Here is an 18,567-nt window from a genome sequence, read left to right on the forward strand (position 1 = left end):
TTAATGAACCGCCCTGTGCGGAGCCGCATGCAGGGTGGTGTGGGGGCTGGAGGTTAGATACCTCCGGCTACCCGATTATGGATAATAACACCCACATCCATGTTCTTTTTCCAAACCAGTTTAGGTAAAGTGAGGCCCAAGCTTTGGCTGCAACCAAAGCCTTTTTATACGATAGTTCGATTGAATGATGGCTCCTCTGTTGAGAGACCGATAACAAGTAAGAACGTCGTATAAAACTCCAAGCACTAAACTCGAATAGTCAACGGGGCCTCGAGCCCGAATTAGCAAGGCGGAGTCAGCTTATTATGAATTGCAAAAATAATCAAAATGAAATTAACGTCGGGGTCGATACAGGTAAAACTCAACTCGACATTTACATACGCCCTTTAGATATTTACTTCACCGTATCCAACGATGAAAAAGGTATCAATAAAGCCATAAAAGAAATTAAAAAACACAAACCAACACGCATTGTGATTGAAGCAACAGGACGACTTGAGCAAGCCTTTATTATCGCTTGTGCAAACGAAAAATTACCGTTTGTTGTTGCCAACCCTGTCCGCATTAAAAAATTTGCAGGCTCTGTAGGGCAATTAGCGAAAACAGACAAGCTTGATGCTAAGTTGATTGCCTATTATAGCGAAGCGATAAAGCCCAAGCTATCTACGCTTAAGCCAGAAACTTTAAGAAAGATGAGTGACTTATTATCCAGACGTTGCCAGTTAATGGAAATACGCACAATGGAGAAAAATCGTCTTCAAATATTAACAAAATCACTAGAAAGTACGATAAATCCCATGCTCACCGTTATTAATAATCAACTCACAAAAATAGACAATAAAATGGTTAAACTCATTGAGCAATGTGAGGAATATCAAATAAAAAATGACATTATTCAGAGTGTTCCTGGCGTAGGAAATGTCGTTGCATTTAGCCTGCTAAGTAACATGCCTGAGCTTGGCTATATCACCAATAAAGAAGCCGCGGCCCTCGTTGGAGTAGCGCCAATTAACCGAGAAAGTGGCATATATAAAGGGAAACGAATGATACGTGGCGGACGTCATCAAATACGGACTGCGATGTTTATGTCCATGATGTCAGCGATGCAATGTAATCCCGTTTTTAAGGCAACATACCAGCGGCTTGTTGCCGCCGGAAAACCAAAGAAAATCGCGATTATTGCCTGTGTAAGAAAGATGATTGTGATCTTAAATTCGATGGTCAGAGATGGTGTATATTGGGATCCAAAAATGAATCAATAATTAAGATTTGACACCATAGTCACTTGTTATGCAACTTTTACATTCGTCAAATGGTTATTTATTTTATCAGTTAATGTCTCAACAAGATTTGTTTGAACTTTCGAACGTTCGGCTTCAGGCAATGTCTCACTTACTTTGAGCGCAATACCTATATTTTGAGTTAAAACGAGTTTAGAGTGATATTCACTCATCTTTTTAACTGTACTATTATATAAATAGAAAAAAACACCAGCTATAAACTCCCCTAAAATCCCACTAATTGTTGCTAAATTTGCTGTCGATTGCTTATCTAAAAATGACATGACTACGCCAGCCAAAATGAATAAAAATGATACTACAGCTACAAAAACAGTAATAGAAAAAGCACTTTTAGCCTGACTTTCGGTCCTATCATAGTAGCGATCTATGTATTTAAAATTAATTTCTACTAGCTTGGTGAAGAAATCATCTTTTAAATTTTCAGTTATTTTATTTGAGCCTATTACCAAAAGTTGGCGCTTATTATACTGAATACTTGATTTGCTTGAACTTCTCCAAACCCACCAACAAAACAAACCGAACAAAGAACCAAAAGTGATATTTAGAGTATTGTAGATAAAATTAAATTCTATTTGAGGGGACAGCCACGATATTAAAAATAGCAACGCGACAGGCACCAAAAACCATACTGGTAAATAAGTAGCGCTATAACGACCTTGTAAGTAACGCTCTTCTTTCGCGATATTATCTTCGTGTTGTTTAATTACATCTTGTATATTATTCATATTTACTGCGAATCATCCCTAGTTGCATAACAGTTTATTATGAGGATACAATCCGCCTTTCTACAAAGACTATTAATCCCCTTTAATTAATAATTAACATCAACATTACGCGATTGTTAATTATAGATCAATTAGTTAAAAATAATACATTAACTGGTTGATGTGTGAAAGGAGGATTGCATCCTCCTTTCTTGTAGAAAAGAGGATTAATTGCAAGCTGTATATAAAAACAGTGTAATTATGAATTTATTTAAATATTTAATACATCGTCATACTTCATTTCAACACTTGTGATTAGTTGGCTACCAAGAGAAGAATTTAGATGTATCTTATTGTTGATCATTTAGCTTAAAAGTTAACAAGACCTAACTTGCCGTAAACTTAAACTTAGCATCTAACTCACTAATACCTAAACCACTAACCTTTTTCACTTCAATTTGCACGGCGATACGTTGCTTTAATGTTTCAATATGGCTGATCACACCTATGGTTTTACCACTGGCATTTAAGTTATCTAAAGCATCTAGTGCCATTTCTAAGGTGTCATTATCTAAAGTACCAAAGCCTTCATCTAAAAATAGTGAATCAATACTGGTTTTTGCGCTAACTAAGTCAGATAAAGCCAAAGCTAAAGCTAAACTCACTAAAAAGCTTTCGCCGCCTGATAAAGTTTTTGTATCGCGCACGGTATCTGCTTGCCATGTATCAATTACTTCGAGGGCTAAGGTATCTTGCTCTTGTCGTTGTAACTGGTAACGTCCGTGAAGTTTAACAAGTTGTTGATTAGCTAAATAAACCAAGTGAGCCAATGTTAAACCTTGAGCGAAGCTTCTGAACTTACCGCCATCTCTTGAGCCAATTAAACCGTTCAAATGAGCTAAATCGTCAACCGTTTTTTGTTTTTCTACAATGCTATCAAGTAAAGCTTGTTGTTTAATTTTAAGTTTTTTATCTTGTGCCAAATGCTCAGTTTTTTGACCTAATAAAAGCTGCGTTTGCTTTAACTGCTCTGATAACAAAACAAGCTCTTGCTCTAGCTTTTCGTTATCAAAGTCTTCAATGCCCTTTTCTAACAATTGTGCTTTTTGCTTATTCAACTCTTCTAGCGTTTCGTTATGTTGACTCATTAAGATTTGCGACTGTTGCTTATTTCGTTGTAATGTTTCTTTAAGTTCAACTAAGGATTTACGTTGTTCTTCTGTCATTAACGCATTTTTAAAAGCAGTTTCATCATCAAACATACTTTTTTCAAGGGCTAATTCGAAGGTTTCTATCGCTGTTTTTTGCTCCATGTCTAATAACGAATATTGATCATTGCTGGCTTTATATTCGCCCTCAATACTCTGAAACTTTTTAACGAAGTCGTTATATTTAGTTTGCAGTTCGGTTAAAGCAGCTTGTTCAAGCTTACGTTGTTCTGCTATTTCATCTCTAACTTGGCTAACTAACTTATCTGCGAATAAGGCGGATCTTTCTGTTGTTGTTTTTGTAAACTCTTCTTCAAGAGCTGCTTTTTGAGCGGTTAATTGAGCAAGCTCTTGTTCTGTTTGTTGCTGCTGACTATTCACAATAGCGATTTGTTTTTCACATTCACTCAATTGTTCTTTTGTTTGATTGATTTGCAGCACATGTTGTTGATAAACAGTAATTTGTTCTGATTGTGCAATTAACCAAGCTTCTACTTGTTCAATTGGTGGTAATGTTAAACCAACTGAATTAAAGTCGACACTTAAAGCTTGTAAGCTTTGATTTATCTTGTCGTTTTGTTGAGATATTTGTTGGTTAATACTTGTTTGATTTTCATTGTTATCAACTATTTGCTTTTCTAAAGCCGTTAAAGCGCTAGAACCTTCAAGCTGTTGTTTCTCTAACGTATGTAATTCGTTCTGAATTAAGTTAAAGGATTGCGTAAGCCCACTAAGCTGATTAACTAACTGATTGATGTGGTGTAATTCAGCATCATTATTATTAAGAGTTTGCTCAATCACTTGATACTCTTTTAACTCACACATCAAACCAATAGCCATACGTTGTTTAGACCATTGATCAATTAAGGTATTTTGCTCTGTGACTTTATCGGTAATATCTTTTTCAGATGATGCTAAGTTAGTTTCAACTTTCGCTTTCTCTAAATTAAGTTGTGTACCTTTATCTTTTACTTTTTCTAAAGCCTGTTTTAATTGATTAAAGCGTTCTTGTGTTTCGTTCTGCTCAATACTTTTATATTGATCTATCGCAGGGTGATCAAATGAACCACACAAAGGACAAGCTTCACCCGCCTGTAGGTTATTTCGATGTTCTGTTAATTCAACAATTTTTTTATGTTGATTTAATATCGTTTCAACATCTTTAAACTGTTGGTTTATGGTTTTATATTCAATTCTTAACTGAGCTAGCTGAGCATCAAAATTTACAATAGATTGCTTAAAGTTTTGTGTTGTTTGAAGTGCTTGTTCAATACCTTGTTGCAATACAGAATATCGCTGCGCACATTGCATAATTTGCGCTTGAACATTTTGATTATTCTGTAAAAAAACTAACCTTTCATTTAAAAGGCGTTCGCCCTCTTCAATCGGATTATCGCTGTTGGTTACCGCTTCTTGTGTGCTTGAATTTTGCTGTAACAGTTCAAACTTATTTTGTATAACGTGTTCAAGCTTACTTCTAACCTCGTTATATTGATTAGTTGCTTGCTGGTTAGTTTGTACTTGATTGTCTTTTTGTATTAAAAGTTGTTGTGCTTGTTCAGCTTGTTTTTTCTGTTGTTGAGTCAAGTCTGCAATAGTTTGGTTTAAACCATTAATATGCTGAAATTGATTTTTCCATAACGGAAGCTTTTCAGGCAAAGTGCTTAATGATGAATTTTCTTCAATAAACTGTGTTGATGCGCTAATGCTTTCTTTAAAAGCGGCGACTTGAGTCTCGTGTGTTTGACGTTCGCTGTTTTGCTTACTGAGATTAACACTAGACTCTTCAAGGTTTTTACTCAGGTTTTCACGTTGTTTAGTGATTTGTGCTATTTCGCTATCAAGAGGAATTATTTTTTCAACAATTAAGCTTTCAGTTGCTACTCGTTCAGCTTCTGACTTTTGTTGCAGTATTTTTAATTCTTCAAGTTGGCTTTCAGTATATTTAGCATCTTTTTGTGCAAAAGCGAGTTGGTGTTTTAATTTTTCTTTAGCTGCTTTCTGTGCAATAATTTTTTTAGTTGTACGCTCTTTTAACTCGTAATCAGTTCTTAAACGTTCTGCAGGCTCTGAGGCTTTTAATTGTTCTAATTCATTTTGTGAATTTTTTTCTTTTTCCTCACTTTCAGTAAAGAGTTCTGTAGCTTTTGTTAATTTTAAAGTGGTTTCGTTAAAGCTAGTTGCCCACGTTTTAGCTTGTTGAGACAAAGTGAATTTTTGTTGAAGCACAAACTCTTTGTTATTACTTTCTTGAATGTCTTTTTCAATCGCTGATATTTCATCGTCTGACAACAAAGTAACGCCTTTACTTTCTGCTTGTAATAGCTTTAAGGCATCGTTTTCCGCTTTGTGTTGTTCAAACACTTTTTGCGACACAATACCGTAAATTTCTGTGCCAGTAAGCTCTTCTAATAACTCAGCTCGATCTTTTGCTGGAGCATTTAAAAATGCAGCAAAGTCACCTTGCGATAACATCATAGATTTTGTAAAACGAGGAAAATCTAAACCTGTTACCTTGGCAATTTCGGTTCGAACAGTTTGTAGTTTTTCAGCTAATATTTCGCCGTCTAGTGTTGCTAATTCGGCTTTCGCTGCTTGTAAGTTACCGTCGACTTTACCTTTGGCTTTACGCTGACTCCAAAATGCACGATAACCTTTGCCTTTTACTTCAAACTCAACTTCAGCTAAACACGTTGCTGTATGGCGTGTCATTAATTGATTTTGATTATCTGATACGGTTAATCGAGGAGTTCGGTGATAAAGAGCTAAACATATTGCATCTAAAATTGTAGTTTTACCGGCTCCCGTTTGACCTGTAATAGCAAATAAGGCGTTGTCTTTAAAAGGGCTTTGGGTGAAATCAATTTTCCACTCACCTTTTAATGAATTAATATTTTGAAAGCGTAAACTTAAAATTCTCATTGCGCTTTCTCCGTATTTTTCACTATTTTGCTATCAAGTTCTTCTTTTGCTAATTCAACAGCGTGCTGAAATAAATGGGTGATACGGGTTTTACGTTCTTTTTGTTCTTCAGTTTCCCAATTTTCATTCGCTAAACGACTTTCAAATACTTCATCTAACGAGAGTTCATTTAAGGTGATTTTCTTTTGATGACTTGGCATTGATTCACGTGATTTTTTACTACGTCTGATCAAAAGTACTTCTACTGGAAAATCTTCAATAAGGGTTTCAATACGCGCCGATAAGTCTTGTAAATATTCTGCACTGTTTACTTCAATATCTAACCAAATTTTCATAGGTTCTTTATTTGATTCTGGAATTAGCTCTTGAGTATCGTCAGTTGGCTTTTGTTCTTCAGCGAGAGATAAATACGGAGCGATATCTTTGTTCAATGATTCTAAATTTGTTTTTAAGGTCACTAAAGGCTGAAAACACGGTATTTCAATTTCAGTAATAACGCGTTCAAAGTTATCACTTTTTTCAGAAGCCGAGAATTCAACCATGATTATGCATTTGGTTTGACTGGTTTCATCAAAACTTAACGGAATAGGAGATCCACAGTAACGAATATGCTCAGTTTTAGCGACTTTTTGCGCTCGATGAATATGACCTAAAGCAATATAATCCGCATCAGGAAAAGCATTTGCTGGAAAAGCTTCTAGTGTACCAATATAAATATCACGAACAGATTCTGACGTAGTTACACCAACCGTCGTTAAATGCCCTGTCGCTATAATTGGATACTTACCTTGTGATAAGTTTTGAGCTTGATCGAATAAAGTTTGGTAATGACCGCTAATCGCTTGTTGTAACGATTGTTGTTTTTCAGAAGCTGATTGCCCTGCACTACTTTTAATAACATCACGCGGACGAATAAAAGGGATAGCGCAAATAACTGCTTGTGGTTCGCCTTGCTTATTATTTAAGGTAAATACTTGTTCTTCAATGTTATCGCTGACCGCTGGAATAACAGTGGTTGATAAACTTTTAAGTAAAGTTTTAGATTCACCTAGCATGGCCACTGAATCGTGATTACCCGCTAAAATAACAAGCTGACACTTTAGGATATGCATTTGACTAATAAAGTCGAAATACATTTCACGCGCATAACTTGGTGGAGTGCCTGTATCAAAAATATCGCCAGCAACAATCACAGCATCTATATCATTATCTTTAACTTGAGTAAGTAACCAATTAAGGAAATGTTGATGTTCTTTAGCACGACTTTTACCATAAAAGTGTTGCCCTAAATGCCAATCGGAGGTGTGCAGTATTTTCATAGAAATTATAACAAGTTATTAAGGTGAACTAGGTTTGGATTCTACCCGATTTCATTGAAAAATAATGTAGGTTTTACATATATTCTAATGAAAAGTAATACGAATAATGAGTAATGATATGTTTTCTCGAACGATGTATTAATAAATCGTTCGAGAATGAATAAAAGAGATGAGTTTTTAAGCTAAAAAGTTAACCGGTATTCACATATGAAAAGTAATTTTTTATTAATCCCACTTGAAGCATCTAATAATATAATGCCCACCCCATATGCCGAGTAACATGCCTGCAACAGCACCAAAGCCTGAAGGTGAAAGAGTTGGTAATGCTAATAGTAGTTGAACACTATTACCGCCCATCGCTATCGATGCTCCCACTCCCATTAAAGTTCCAGCTAATAGATGCTCAGATAAATATTTAAAACTAGCAGGAATAAAGATAAATCTTTTTGTACGCCATGCTGCCAAAAACATTCCTAAAAGTAGTGCAATAAAAAATAGATATTGTTCTGATGATGGCCAAGCATTTTGTTTACCGTCAATTAAGGAAAGGCTTATTTGATGTAATAAGGCGCTAGGCGGCCAGCGAGGTTGATAAATATAAATAAAACCAGACAGAAACCCTATACCCATCATACCAAACCAAAGTTTTATTCTTTTTTTATCTCCTAATAATGCCCAAACACTAATAGCGACAGTGACTATAATAAGTGGTACATAACTGATCTCTCCAGGTAAAGAACTTCTTACCACTTCAATTTTAGGAGGCCAACAAGCAAGGATCACCCATCCCACTAACCAACCTAATATAGTCGCGAACATTCTAGCATCACCACGCGCTAACCGGCTTAATGTAGAGACTCCACAACTTTTGTTCAGTGCTGCACCTAAGCCAAAAATAAAGCCACCTAAAATAAACCAAACACTTAAAGCATGCGTCCAAAAATTAAATTTTATATCGCTAAGGTAAGCAAAATATGCGGCCACCCAAGCAAGTACACCACTCAAAAGAATCGCTAATAAGAACTCTTTATTACCTGCTTTCCACTCATTCACGCCTCTTACCATACATAGGCCAGTTGTTTGAGCTAAATACCCTAGCAAGCAAACACATATAAAAACGCTAACAAACAACATAAATTGTCCTGTATCGCCATGCTGAATAACATTCAATGTTTATGAAACGTTTAAAAATGAGTGTAAGAAAACTCATTAATATACATAAATTTCTGAGGTTAATTATATTAAAAAGAGACATTTAGCCTCTTTTAAAATAGCTATTATCACTCAGACTTGCTGATCAAAACTACCAAGATGTAGCATTGGCTTGAGCCATGTCGTAGCGCCAATCTTCTGGTATTACAACTTCATCCAACAAAACATTTGCATTAATAGTAGGGTAAAGTTGCTCGTAGGTTTTAATGTTTATGCCTTCTACCCTACGATTCAGATGTTTAGGTTCAAGGTCTTCAACACCATTTAAACCAGCAGCTCCAATTAGCTCAACTAAGTTTTTAACAGTTTCACGTTGAAAGTTAGCAACACGTTGTGATTTATCAGTAACAATAATCGCTTTATTACGAGAAGGGTTTTGCGTCGCTATACCTGTAGGACAGTGATCGGTATTACAAGTACGTGCTTGAATACAGCCTAATGAAAGCATCATTCCACGAGCCGAGTTAACCGTGTCTGCACCTAACGCCATGGCTCTTAAAATATGAAATGCTGAAAACATTTTTCCTGAGGCAATAATGCGCATTTTGTCTCTAAGGCCAAAACCGATTAAAGCATTATTCACAAAAATTAAAGCGTCTTTTATAGGTGTTCCTACAGAGTTGGTCATTTCAGTAGGTGCAGCACCGGTTCCGCCTTCACCACCATCAACGGTAATAAAGTCAGGAGTAATCCCTGTTGCGATCATGCCTTTACAAATACCTAAAAACTCGTCACGACGACCTACACAAAACTTAAAACCTATAGGTTTGCCTCCTGACAATTCTCTTAACTGTTTAACAAAAAACAATAATTCTGTTGGATTTGAAAAAGCACTATGTGCAGGTGGTGAAACCACATCAGCTCCCATAGGAACATGACGAATAGCGGCTATTTCTTCAGTTAATTTGGCGGCAGGTAGTATGCCTCCATGCCCTGGTTTAGCACCTTGAGACAACTTAATCTCTATCATTTTCACAACATCTTTTGTTGCATTAGTTTTGAAGGTTTCAGGATTAAAGTTACCTTGGTCATCACGACAACCAAAATATCCCGTTCCAATTTGCCATACAATGTCTCCACCGTGCTCTAAATGATAAGGACTCATACTGCCCTCACCGGTATTATGTGAAAAACCACCAATTTTAGCGCCACGATTAAGTGACATAATGGCATTTTTACTTAATGCACCATAACTCATAGCAGAGATATTAAGTACAGAAGACATATAAGGTTTAGTACAGTCAGGACCACCAAACTTAACACGCGGATCAAAGTCAGTAAGATGTTTAGGCTGCATTGAATGGTTCACCCATTCATATCCTGCACGATTTACATCAAAAATGGTACCGAAAGGACGAGTATCTCTATCACCTTTAGCACGTTGATAAACTAATGATCTAAATTCTCTAGAAATTGGAGTTCCACTGGTATCAGATTCAACAAAATATTGTTGAATTTCAGGTCTAACAGCTTCTAACACATAACGAAATCGCCCGAATATAGGATATAAACGACGGATAGAATGTTTAATTTGTAATATGTCGTACAACCCCATCAAAATTACCGGACCGACAATAGCAAAAGCCCATAACCAAGTAGGTGATATAGCTGATAGTCCAATAATTAAAATGATAGATGTGAACATGAATGTGATAAAGATTTGACGCATAGTCATACAGGATTTTCCTTTATTTTTATTTTTTTTGAGTTGCTTTAGTTTTTTATAAGACAGTATCTTCGCTATTTAAATTTCAATAGAGATGATGTTACTGAATATTTCTAAAGGAAAATCTAAGGGCAAGAACTAAGATTTTTAATGATTAAGTTTAATAATCAATACTATATATTTTGTTTAACCTAGGCGGAGTTTCTCTATCAATTTTGATCATAGGCGATTAGAAAATAATATAAATTAATTTGTTAGAAGCGAGATTTAGATATGTTTTAGACGAATGATACTTAAACCAATAAGCATGGGAGGATTTTAAATTAGACTTTTTTATGAGAGATTCTCATATAGTGATTTAAAGTTTCTAAGGCTGATTGAAGTTTAATCGTTAAAATATTTAAAGATTTTTTAATAAAATAACCACTAAACATCAACAGGCTTTGAAACAAATAAAGTAGCTGTTAGCGACGATGTACCATTAATGTACCTGAAACATTGCCAACACTAATTTCGGAAAATGTTTGATAGTCAACATCGTTGAAGAAGTCTTGATATTTCTTAGTCGTTACATAAACCACAACACCTTCACTTTCAGCATCTTCTTCTAAAATAGTATTAATTGCGGCAACTAAATAATGACCAAAACCATGATGTTGGTGAAGTGGATGTATCGCAATGAATGACAACATATGAAACTTTTTCAATGGTACTGCGGCAAGTATTTTTTCTTCTTTTTCAATTAATTGCTTAGTGCTGTAATAACCAGCACCTAATAACATTTTTAAACGCCAATGCCAGAATCTTTCAGATCCCATGCCAACATCTGGTTTATTTAGGCAAGCAACGCCAACAATACTTTCACCTAAGTAAAGCCCAACCATAGGTTGTTGAGCTTTCCAGAAAGCATTAAGTTCTTCACGAATTGATGTTCTTAATCTCTGCTCGTAATCAGGTTTATCACCATTAAAAATGTCTAAAAAAACAGGGTCATCGTGGTAGGCTTGATACAATAAAGAAGCAGCAAGTTTTAAATCTTCAGGCGCTAAATACTCAGCCCGTACTTCTAAATCAGTTTTTGCAGATATTGTATCATTCATCCAAATTTCCTCAGTTTAACTTGTATATTTTATTATAGGTTTAATTTTTAAAATAACTAAAATTAACGCTTATTTGTTTTTAGATAACTATAGACTATATACAATATCAACATATTTTATAGTGAGCAAATATTGAGCATGAGGTGTATTTTTCTTTAAATCGCTTCTATACGTTGATAACTTCCACCAGAACCTATTTCAGTGAGAATATTGTTCTCAAACTGTAAGTATGTACATTCATCTTTACTAGTAACGCCATCTTTATGTAAGCGTTGAGTTCGATAATATATGACTTTCACCTCTTTACCTTTTACTTGATAAGACTCAGTAAAGTCTGCAACACCTAATAAAGTAGATGCCTGACTGTATTCACTATTTAAAGCTAAACTCTCAATATTTTTGCGATTTTCAAACTCATTGCTATGTTTCTTTTGAAAGCTATGCTCATCCTTATCTCCATCAATAGCTATAACACAACCTGTTAATCCAAATGTGATTGGAGCGACAATAAATAATGCGAGTAATGATTTTTTCATAATTATCCTTAAAGAGTTATAAATGTATTTTTGATGAAAAGATATTTAGTACCAAGCTGAATAATTAATTGATCAACTTGCTATAACATCGTTATTAAGACAGCAAATATCAAACCAGAAAACTAACTAATTGATTTTGTTTAGTTAATATTTAAATGAATAGAAAAACATATTTTTAATTAGTAAAATGCACTAAAATTTAGTGAATAAATTATTGGGTTTATATAAATGACTAACTTTGAAAGAATTACAATTATTGCTAATCAACTAGCAAATGCAGGAAAAAAACCAACAATAGCGTTAATTAAAGCAAAATTACCTAATCCTGTGCCACTTCCACAAATTATAGGCGCATTAAAAAGCTGGCATCATGAGCCCGAAAATTGTGTATTTCCTGAAGTTAAAACCATTGAAAGTTCAGGTGAAAGTAAAGTTGAAGAAAAAATAAAAAGCGAAGACAACACATTAACTCTAGAACAAGTTAATGCTTTAATAAATTCGGCATTATCGCCTGTAAAAGAAGAATTGGCTGAAGTAAAAAAACAACTACAGCAATTAAAACAGGCGAATAGCTAACAAAATACGTAAGAACTTATATAAGTATTTAAAGGATTAGTTAAACATCTTCATTTAGAGAGTTTGCAATAGGCGTTAAACTCTCTAAAAACTCAACAAGGTTATTAGCTAGTTTCTTATGAGGCACACAACCCACCTGCTCTACCCAAACCTCACCAGACTCATTATCTAATGAAATAATCATATCGTCTTCATCAGTAACCGCAAAAAACAGAGTAACATTTTGTTTAAGCTTCTGTTTCATCATGATGTGACCAATTAAGTTTTGTTGTAACCTTTCAAAATCATCTTTATTCCAAGGTAATAACAACGACAAATTACCGTCTTTGGATTCAGCATCAAGAGATTCGCTGTAAATACAAGTGAAATAGTCTTGTATATCTTGATGAATAGTAAGGCCTAGGGCTTTGCCTACATTATCAAAATTTAACTCATCTTCAATTACCACAGGTTGCCAATAAATTTCATGATCATTAACTTGTCCTTTCTCACAAGGCGAAATCCAGTCGGTATCGGCTTCAACACTAGGTAAATGTTGATGAGTTAACTGATAGTTTTCAATGTATGATGAAGTAAAAGCAAGCAGAGTATTCTTTACAGGAGTATTTGGTAATGTCATATCAGAGAAAGATCCTTTAAAATGGCTAAAATATTCAGCGTGCAAATTACGTTAACATAAACTTGATAACAAGCCCTTTATGACTTTATACAAAAATTCTATCGAACTAAATGGTTTATCTCTAGGTAAACCAACCGAATATTGTAGTGAATACAATCCATCTTTATTACAAGCTGTGCCTCGCTCTTTAAACCGTGATGGTCTAGGAATAAAAGCGAATGACCTTAAATTTAAAGGTGAAGATGTTTGGTACGGTTATGAACTTTCATGGCTTAACAGCAAAGGCAAACCTATTGTAGCGGTTGCAGAGTTTAGGTTTGATTGTACAAGCCCTAATATTGTTGAATCTAAATCTTTTAAGCTATATTTAAATAGCTTTAATCAAAGTAAATTCTCAAATTGGGATGAAGTAGAACAACACTTAACGCACGATCTTTCTCAAACATCGGGTACACAAGCAAAAGTAAGTTTATTTAAAGTTGATGAATGTGAGGCTTTAGCTATTGCGCCAATTTCAGCAAGCTGTATTGATGAATTAGATGTATCGATTGAAACATACGAGATTGATTCAAGCTTATTAGCCCTTTCAAATACAAATCAACAAGTTGAAAATAAAAAATTAATCAGCCATTTGTTAAAATCTAATTGTTTGATCACTAATCAGCCTGACTGGGCAAGTGTATATATTACTTATTCAGGATCTGAAATCGATGAAGCTGCATTATTACGCTACTTGATATCATTTAGACAACATAACGAATTTCACGAACAATGTGTGGAAAGAATATTCACCGATATTATGGCAACTTGTAAGCCAGATAAACTGAGTGTTTTTGCTCGTTATACTCGTAGAGGTGGTTTAGATATAAACCCTTACCGCTCTACTGAAACAAGCGTTGCTCCAGCACTTCGTACATTGCGCCAGTAATTAGGATTAAAAAGTATGTTGTAAACAAAAGGTAAGTTTAATGAAAAATTAATATTAACTAACAACTTACCTTTTATAGTTAGCTTGAAATATTCGGTGATATGTTTAACTTTAATATATACTCAAATTAATATAAGTTAAAAACATTCATCTCAATCTGAAAATTTATTTACTTTATTTTTAAGAATAGAAATAAAGTAGTAATTATTATATTTGCAGGAAATAATTATTTTTATGAGCGATAAATCATCACCTGATGCACAAATTATTCAATTAAAACGTAAATTAGAAGCAGCTATTGCTTCTCGTGCATTATTAGAAAATGATTTAAAAGCACAATCTTCGATGCTAATCGAATTTATTGCAAAGTTAACTCAAACCTGTAAAGGACAAGATAAAACACTTGATAACAAACTTGCTAATTTACGCTCTTTACTAAAAAAATCTGCAGCCTTAGCCGATATAGAAAAAGAAATAGCCCTTGTTTCACAACTGCTTCAAAAACATTCAAGCACTAATGCTGCCAATATAAAATCTCTACATACAGATTTTTTATCAGCAGGAAAGTCATTACAAAAAATTAATGGTTTACCTGGGGACTTAAGACGAGATTTACGTGCGTTAATAGAAAGCGCTGAAGATGAAAAAGATGCCGTTGTTCAATACGTCCCTATTTTAAATAAATTAATTGCTTTTTATACCATGGCGCTAGCCAGTAAAGTTAGTGAAAACACCGATAAAAGCACGAATAAATCTACTCAAGAGTTACCAATTTCCACTGCCGAAACTTCAACGATACAGCCTGTAAATAAAGCCTTTATCGATAAATTTTCAATTATATTGAATGAATTAGCCTTATCAGATATTAATACGAAACAGCTATCGACCGTAAAAGCTAAGATAAAACCTGATATGTCTAACGACAATTTATTAGACCGCTTCTTTGAAGTGTTTGATGTGATTGTTGAAGATTTAAAAAATGAACGAAACACAGCAAAAGTATTTTTATCAACGCTAAGTGAGACCTTATCTACAGTTCAATCTGCAGTTAAAACCACATTAGCTGTTAGTGCAGAATCAGGCTCAAAACACGAAAAACTCAATATTATTCTACAAAAGCAAGTGGGTGAAATGGCGACAGAAATTAGCAACGCTACTTCCCTATCAAGCATAAAGAATGACATTAATGAAAAATTAAAACGCATTGCTAGCACATTACAGAAAAAGTCTGAATTTGAAGTTGAACAAAATAGTTTATTACAATCTCAAATGAAAGATATGGCATCTAAAGTTGAAGCGCTTCAAGAAGAAAGCAGAACCTTTGAAAAGCGTATTCAAGAGCAACAAGCTCGCAGTATGCAAGATGCGTTAACTAAGTTAGCCAATAGAGCCTGCTTTGATGATTACTATGCAAAATCATTAATGAAATATCACAGCAAAAATTTTGAATTAGTCATAGTGGTTCTCGACTTAGACGACTTTAAACGTATAAACGACACTTATGGTCATACTGCTGGAGATAAAACCTTACAAGTCATAGCGAATACATTACAAAAGAATATAGGCGAAAATGCCTTTGTAGCGCGCTACGGTGGTGAAGAGTTTGTATTGATTATGTCTCATGTAAACGAAGCAGATGTTAAGCAACGTTTAGATGCTATAAGAAAACAGATCACTCGATTACCTTTTAAATTTAAAAACGATAAAGTAAGTATTACCATTTCGATAGGTGCAACTCACGTCACCCCTAAAGATAATACTCATACGGCATTCGAGCGAGCAGATGAAGCTTTGTATAAGGCTAAAGCTGAAGGCAAAAACCAAGTCATTTATGTATAGTTTTTCTTCACAAGATAACTTCATTTAACTTCCAATGCCTTGATATCAAAACCTGTAATAAACGGTTTTATGTCAGGATATCCCCTCAATCCGAAAAGGATTTAATATGCATACACAACTCGACCCTGTAGGAAATATGAAGCTACTTTCTCCTATGGAAGTAGACAAACTTCAACAATCGGCCACTAGTGATTTATATAAGCTTTACCGTAATTGTTCTTTGGCTGTATTAAATGCGGGTAGCCATACGGATAATGCCGAAGAAATTTACCAATTATCGCCAGATTTTCAAATAAAAATACTCCGCCGCGAACGTGGTATTAAATTAGATTTGCAAAACCCACCTGAACATGCTTTTGTCGATGGCACCATAATTAAAGGGATTCAAGAGCATTTATCAGCGGTTTTAAGAGACATATTGTTCACCAATACTAAATATAACAACATTAGCGACGATTCGAGCGAAATCACTCATGTCACCTTTGATATTTTGCGCAATGCCAATGTCATTAAGCCAGAAACAGATCCTAATTTAATCACTTGTTGGGGCGGTCACTCTATTAACCAAATTGAATATAAATACACCAAAGAAGTAGGTTATCAATTAGGTTTAAGAGGTTTTAATATTTGCACAGGTTGCGGACCTGGTGCTATGAAAGGACCAATGAAAGGTGCAACCATTAGTCATGCTAAACAACGTAATAACTTTGGTCGTTATATAGGTTTAACTGAACCAAGTATTATTGCAGCCGAGCCACCAAACCCGATAGTAAATGAACTAGTTATAATGCCTGATATTGAAAAACGATTAGAAGCATTTGTTCGTATATCTCATGGTATTATTATCTTCCCTGGCGGTGCTGGTACCTCTGAAGAACTACTTTACTTATTAGGCATAATGCTTAACACTAAAAATCAAGCGCAAAAGTTACCCATTATTTTAACGGGTCCAGTTGAAAGTAAAGCTTATTTTGAAGAGATTGACGCCTTCATTGGTGCTACATTAGGTGAGAAAGCTCAATCTCTGTATGAGATAATTATTGGTGACTCAGAAAAAGTAGCTAAAACACTCAAAGTAAAATTAGAAGATGTACTCACTTATAGAAAAGAAATAGGTGACTCTTACCACTTTAATTGGTCTTTAGTGATAGAGCCAGACTTTCAGCGCCCTTTTGAGCCAGATCATGAAAGTATGGCAAATCAAAACATTAGCTTTGATCAAGAAACATCAACGCTTGCAGCAAATTTACGACGAATATTTTCAGGTATTGTTGCTGGTAATGTAAAAGCTTCAGGTATAAAAGAAGTGAGAGAAAAAGGTCCATTTGATATTAAAGGCGATCCAAAGATAATGGCGCTAATGGACAAACTCTTAAAGTCTTTTGTCGAACAAGAACGCATGAAACTACCAGGCACAAAATATCAACCTTGTTATAGAGTTATCGGAGAATAACGAATGAGCGCACATCTTGTACTTATAGATGCTTTAAACTTGATTAGAAGAATTTATGCGGTACAAGAGCGCCCATTTTTGCTTAATAACGAATTAGCTGACAGCACAAAACAACAAGTATTGTTCAATACACAACAAGCAACCATCAATGCCGTTAAGAAAATAATAGAGCTTTTGCAGCCTACTCATATCCTAACGGTATTCGATAGTAAAAACCCTTGTTGGCGTTATGAAATTTTTCCTGACTATAAAAAAGGAAGAAAGAAGATGCCTGAGCACTTAGCTCAGCAGTTACCCTTTATTCAAGACGAATTGATGACAATGCGGGTTGACTCGTTAATATCTGAAACTGATGAAGCAGACGACCTTATCGCAACTCTTACTCAAAAAGTGGCGTTAAAAGGCAAAAACGTCACTATTGTTTCAACAGATAAGTGTTTCCTGTCGATGTTAAATGAACATATTCATGTTTATGATTATTTTAATAAGCGTTATTTAGATAAAGCTTATGTGGCAGAAAAGTTTAACGTTACACCAGAGCAACTTATCGACTTTTGGACATTAACTGGCGATAGTACCAATAAGATCCCAGGTGTTGCAGGTATAGGTCAAGTTACAGCGGCTAACTTATTAAATGAATATGGAACATTATCAGCCATTACTAACGCTCAAAATTTAAAAACTAGCATAGCTAAAAAACTTGAAGAACATACCGACACTATAGAATTGACAAGTAAATTACTTACTCTAAAAGATGACATTCCTTTAGGTTTTAATTTAAAAGATATTCGCTATCAGTAATTTATACCAACGTCTTATATCTGTATTTAAAATAATAATCTATAAATTAAAAACCCCAAGCCAAAAGCTTAGGGTTTAATGTTTGTTGATTCGCTTTATAACGAAATCATACTTAACCTGAATTCGGGATAATTAACCTCAACTCGGGTTAATGAATTTAATAACTCATTGATTTATTAAAGTATATTTTAGCTTTATCAAGATTAAGAACATAAAAGGCCTTAATTCTCTCTCAATGATGAAATTTATGTGATTATCAAGGCATTTTTATAAACCAATAGCTGGCTATTGGGCGTAAAAATACGGTTTTTTTATTCCTGATAAAAACCAAGTACCTGCATCCATACAGGCAACGTAGATAGGCGCTTAAATAGCATTATTGA

Annotated in this window: 14 protein-coding genes; 6 read left to right on the plus strand and 8 right to left on the minus strand. The window is 34.6% G+C overall.

What is annotated here, in order from left to right; translation table 11 throughout:
• Positions 1–305 precede the first annotated feature (305 nt).
• Positions 306–1,262, plus strand: a complete 957-nt coding sequence (locus Q5N69_RS06725) for an IS110 family transposase (protein WP_304368093.1) — start codon at positions 306–308, stop codon at positions 1,260–1,262.
• Between the two features lie 26 nt (positions 1,263–1,288).
• On the opposite strand, the gene Q5N69_RS06730 is transcribed toward Q5N69_RS06725, so the two are convergent.
• The 7 genes from Q5N69_RS06730 to Q5N69_RS06760 form a co-directional block, all read right to left on the minus strand.
• Positions 1,289–2,026, minus strand: a complete 738-nt coding sequence (locus Q5N69_RS06730; RefSeq protein ID WP_304368094.1) for a hypothetical protein — start codon at positions 2,024–2,026, stop codon at positions 1,289–1,291.
• Positions 2,027–2,391: 365 nt separating this feature from the next.
• Positions 2,392–6,135, minus strand: coding sequence for an AAA family ATPase (locus Q5N69_RS06735; RefSeq protein ID WP_304368095.1), 3,744 nt, complete (start codon positions 6,133–6,135; stop codon positions 2,392–2,394).
• Positions 6,132–7,454: an exonuclease subunit SbcD gene (gene sbcD, locus Q5N69_RS06740; RefSeq protein WP_304368096.1), complete on the minus strand. Its 1,323-nt coding sequence runs from the start codon at positions 7,452–7,454 to the stop codon at positions 6,132–6,134. The genes Q5N69_RS06735 and sbcD overlap by 4 nt, the downstream gene beginning before the upstream one ends.
• Positions 7,455–7,679: 225 nt before the next feature.
• Entirely contained in the window at positions 7,680–8,507 is an 828-nt protein-coding gene (locus Q5N69_RS06745; RefSeq protein WP_304368097.1) for a YeeE/YedE thiosulfate transporter family protein, read from the minus strand.
• Positions 8,508–8,757: 250 nt separating this feature from the next.
• Positions 8,758–10,341, minus strand: coding sequence for an FMN-binding glutamate synthase family protein (locus Q5N69_RS06750; protein ID WP_304368098.1), 1,584 nt, complete (start codon positions 10,339–10,341; stop codon positions 8,758–8,760).
• A gap of 455 nt (positions 10,342–10,796) precedes the next feature.
• The gene (locus tag Q5N69_RS06755) at positions 10,797–11,432 is read right to left on the minus strand and encodes a GNAT family N-acetyltransferase (protein WP_304368099.1); all 636 of its coding nucleotides are present in this window, start codon (positions 11,430–11,432) and stop codon (positions 10,797–10,799) included.
• 155 nt (positions 11,433–11,587) lie between these two features.
• Positions 11,588–11,968, minus strand: a complete 381-nt coding sequence (locus tag Q5N69_RS06760; protein ID WP_304368100.1) for a DUF3192 domain-containing protein — start codon at positions 11,966–11,968, stop codon at positions 11,588–11,590.
• A gap of 228 nt (positions 11,969–12,196) precedes the next feature.
• Here Q5N69_RS06760 and Q5N69_RS06765 point away from each other — a divergent pair, with 228 nt between their 5' ends.
• Positions 12,197–12,544 carry a hypothetical protein gene (locus Q5N69_RS06765; protein WP_304368101.1) on the plus strand — a complete coding sequence of 116 codons (348 nt, stop codon included), beginning with the start codon at positions 12,197–12,199 and terminating at the stop codon, positions 12,542–12,544.
• A gap of 40 nt (positions 12,545–12,584) precedes the next feature.
• On the opposite strand, the gene syd is transcribed toward Q5N69_RS06765, so the two are convergent.
• The gene (gene syd, locus Q5N69_RS06770) at positions 12,585–13,163 is read right to left on the minus strand and encodes a SecY-interacting protein (protein WP_304368102.1); all 579 of its coding nucleotides are present in this window, start codon (positions 13,161–13,163) and stop codon (positions 12,585–12,587) included.
• A 79-nt stretch (positions 13,164–13,242) separates the two neighbouring features.
• Between syd and queF the strand changes: the two genes are divergently transcribed.
• The 4 genes from queF (at position 13,243) to xni (ending at position 18,184) form a co-directional block, all read left to right on the plus strand.
• The gene (gene queF, locus Q5N69_RS06775; protein ID WP_304368103.1) at positions 13,243–14,091 is read left to right on the plus strand and encodes an NADPH-dependent 7-cyano-7-deazaguanine reductase QueF; all 849 of its coding nucleotides are present in this window, start codon (positions 13,243–13,245) and stop codon (positions 14,089–14,091) included.
• Positions 14,092–14,325: 234 nt separating this feature from the next.
• Complete coding sequence (locus Q5N69_RS06780; protein WP_304368104.1) at positions 14,326–15,930, plus strand: diguanylate cyclase; 1,605 nt, start codon at positions 14,326–14,328, stop codon at positions 15,928–15,930.
• A gap of 106 nt (positions 15,931–16,036) precedes the next feature.
• Positions 16,037–17,383: a nucleotide 5'-monophosphate nucleosidase PpnN gene (ppnN, locus tag Q5N69_RS06785; RefSeq protein WP_304368105.1), complete on the plus strand. Its 1,347-nt coding sequence runs from the start codon at positions 16,037–16,039 to the stop codon at positions 17,381–17,383.
• A 3-nt stretch (positions 17,384–17,386) separates the two neighbouring features.
• Positions 17,387–18,184, plus strand: coding sequence for a flap endonuclease Xni (xni, locus tag Q5N69_RS06790; protein ID WP_304368106.1), 798 nt, complete (start codon positions 17,387–17,389; stop codon positions 18,182–18,184).
• Positions 18,185–18,567: the final 383 nt, after the last annotated feature.

This window comes from Pseudocolwellia sp. AS88 (genome assembly GCF_030551755.1).
Lineage (GTDB): Bacteria > Pseudomonadota > Gammaproteobacteria > Enterobacterales > Alteromonadaceae > Pseudocolwellia.

Coding starts and splice junctions, on each gene's coding strand:
- Q5N69_RS06725 (WP_304368093.1), top strand. CDS start 306: ATGAATTGCAAAAATAATCAAAATGAAATTAACGTCGGGGTCGATACA.
- Q5N69_RS06730 (WP_304368094.1), bottom strand. CDS start 2,026: ATGAATAATATACAAGATGTAATTAAACAACACGAAGATAATATCGCG.
- Q5N69_RS06735 (WP_304368095.1), bottom strand. CDS start 6,135: ATGAGAATTTTAAGTTTACGCTTTCAAAATATTAATTCATTAAAAGGT.
- sbcD (WP_304368096.1), bottom strand. CDS start 7,454: ATGAAAATACTGCACACCTCCGATTGGCATTTAGGGCAACACTTTTAT.
- Q5N69_RS06750 (WP_304368098.1), bottom strand. CDS start 10,341: ATGACTATGCGTCAAATCTTTATCACATTCATGTTCACATCTATCATT.
- Q5N69_RS06755 (WP_304368099.1), bottom strand. CDS start 11,432: ATGAATGATACAATATCTGCAAAAACTGATTTAGAAGTACGGGCTGAG.
- Q5N69_RS06760 (WP_304368100.1), bottom strand. CDS start 11,968: ATGAAAAAATCATTACTCGCATTATTTATTGTCGCTCCAATCACATTT.
- Q5N69_RS06765 (WP_304368101.1), top strand. CDS start 12,197: ATGACTAACTTTGAAAGAATTACAATTATTGCTAATCAACTAGCAAAT.
- syd (WP_304368102.1), bottom strand. CDS start 13,163: ATGACATTACCAAATACTCCTGTAAAGAATACTCTGCTTGCTTTTACT.
- queF (WP_304368103.1), top strand. CDS start 13,243: ATGACTTTATACAAAAATTCTATCGAACTAAATGGTTTATCTCTAGGT.
- Q5N69_RS06780 (WP_304368104.1), top strand. CDS start 14,326: ATGAGCGATAAATCATCACCTGATGCACAAATTATTCAATTAAAACGT.
- ppnN (WP_304368105.1), top strand. CDS start 16,037: ATGCATACACAACTCGACCCTGTAGGAAATATGAAGCTACTTTCTCCT.
- xni (WP_304368106.1), top strand. CDS start 17,387: ATGAGCGCACATCTTGTACTTATAGATGCTTTAAACTTGATTAGAAGA.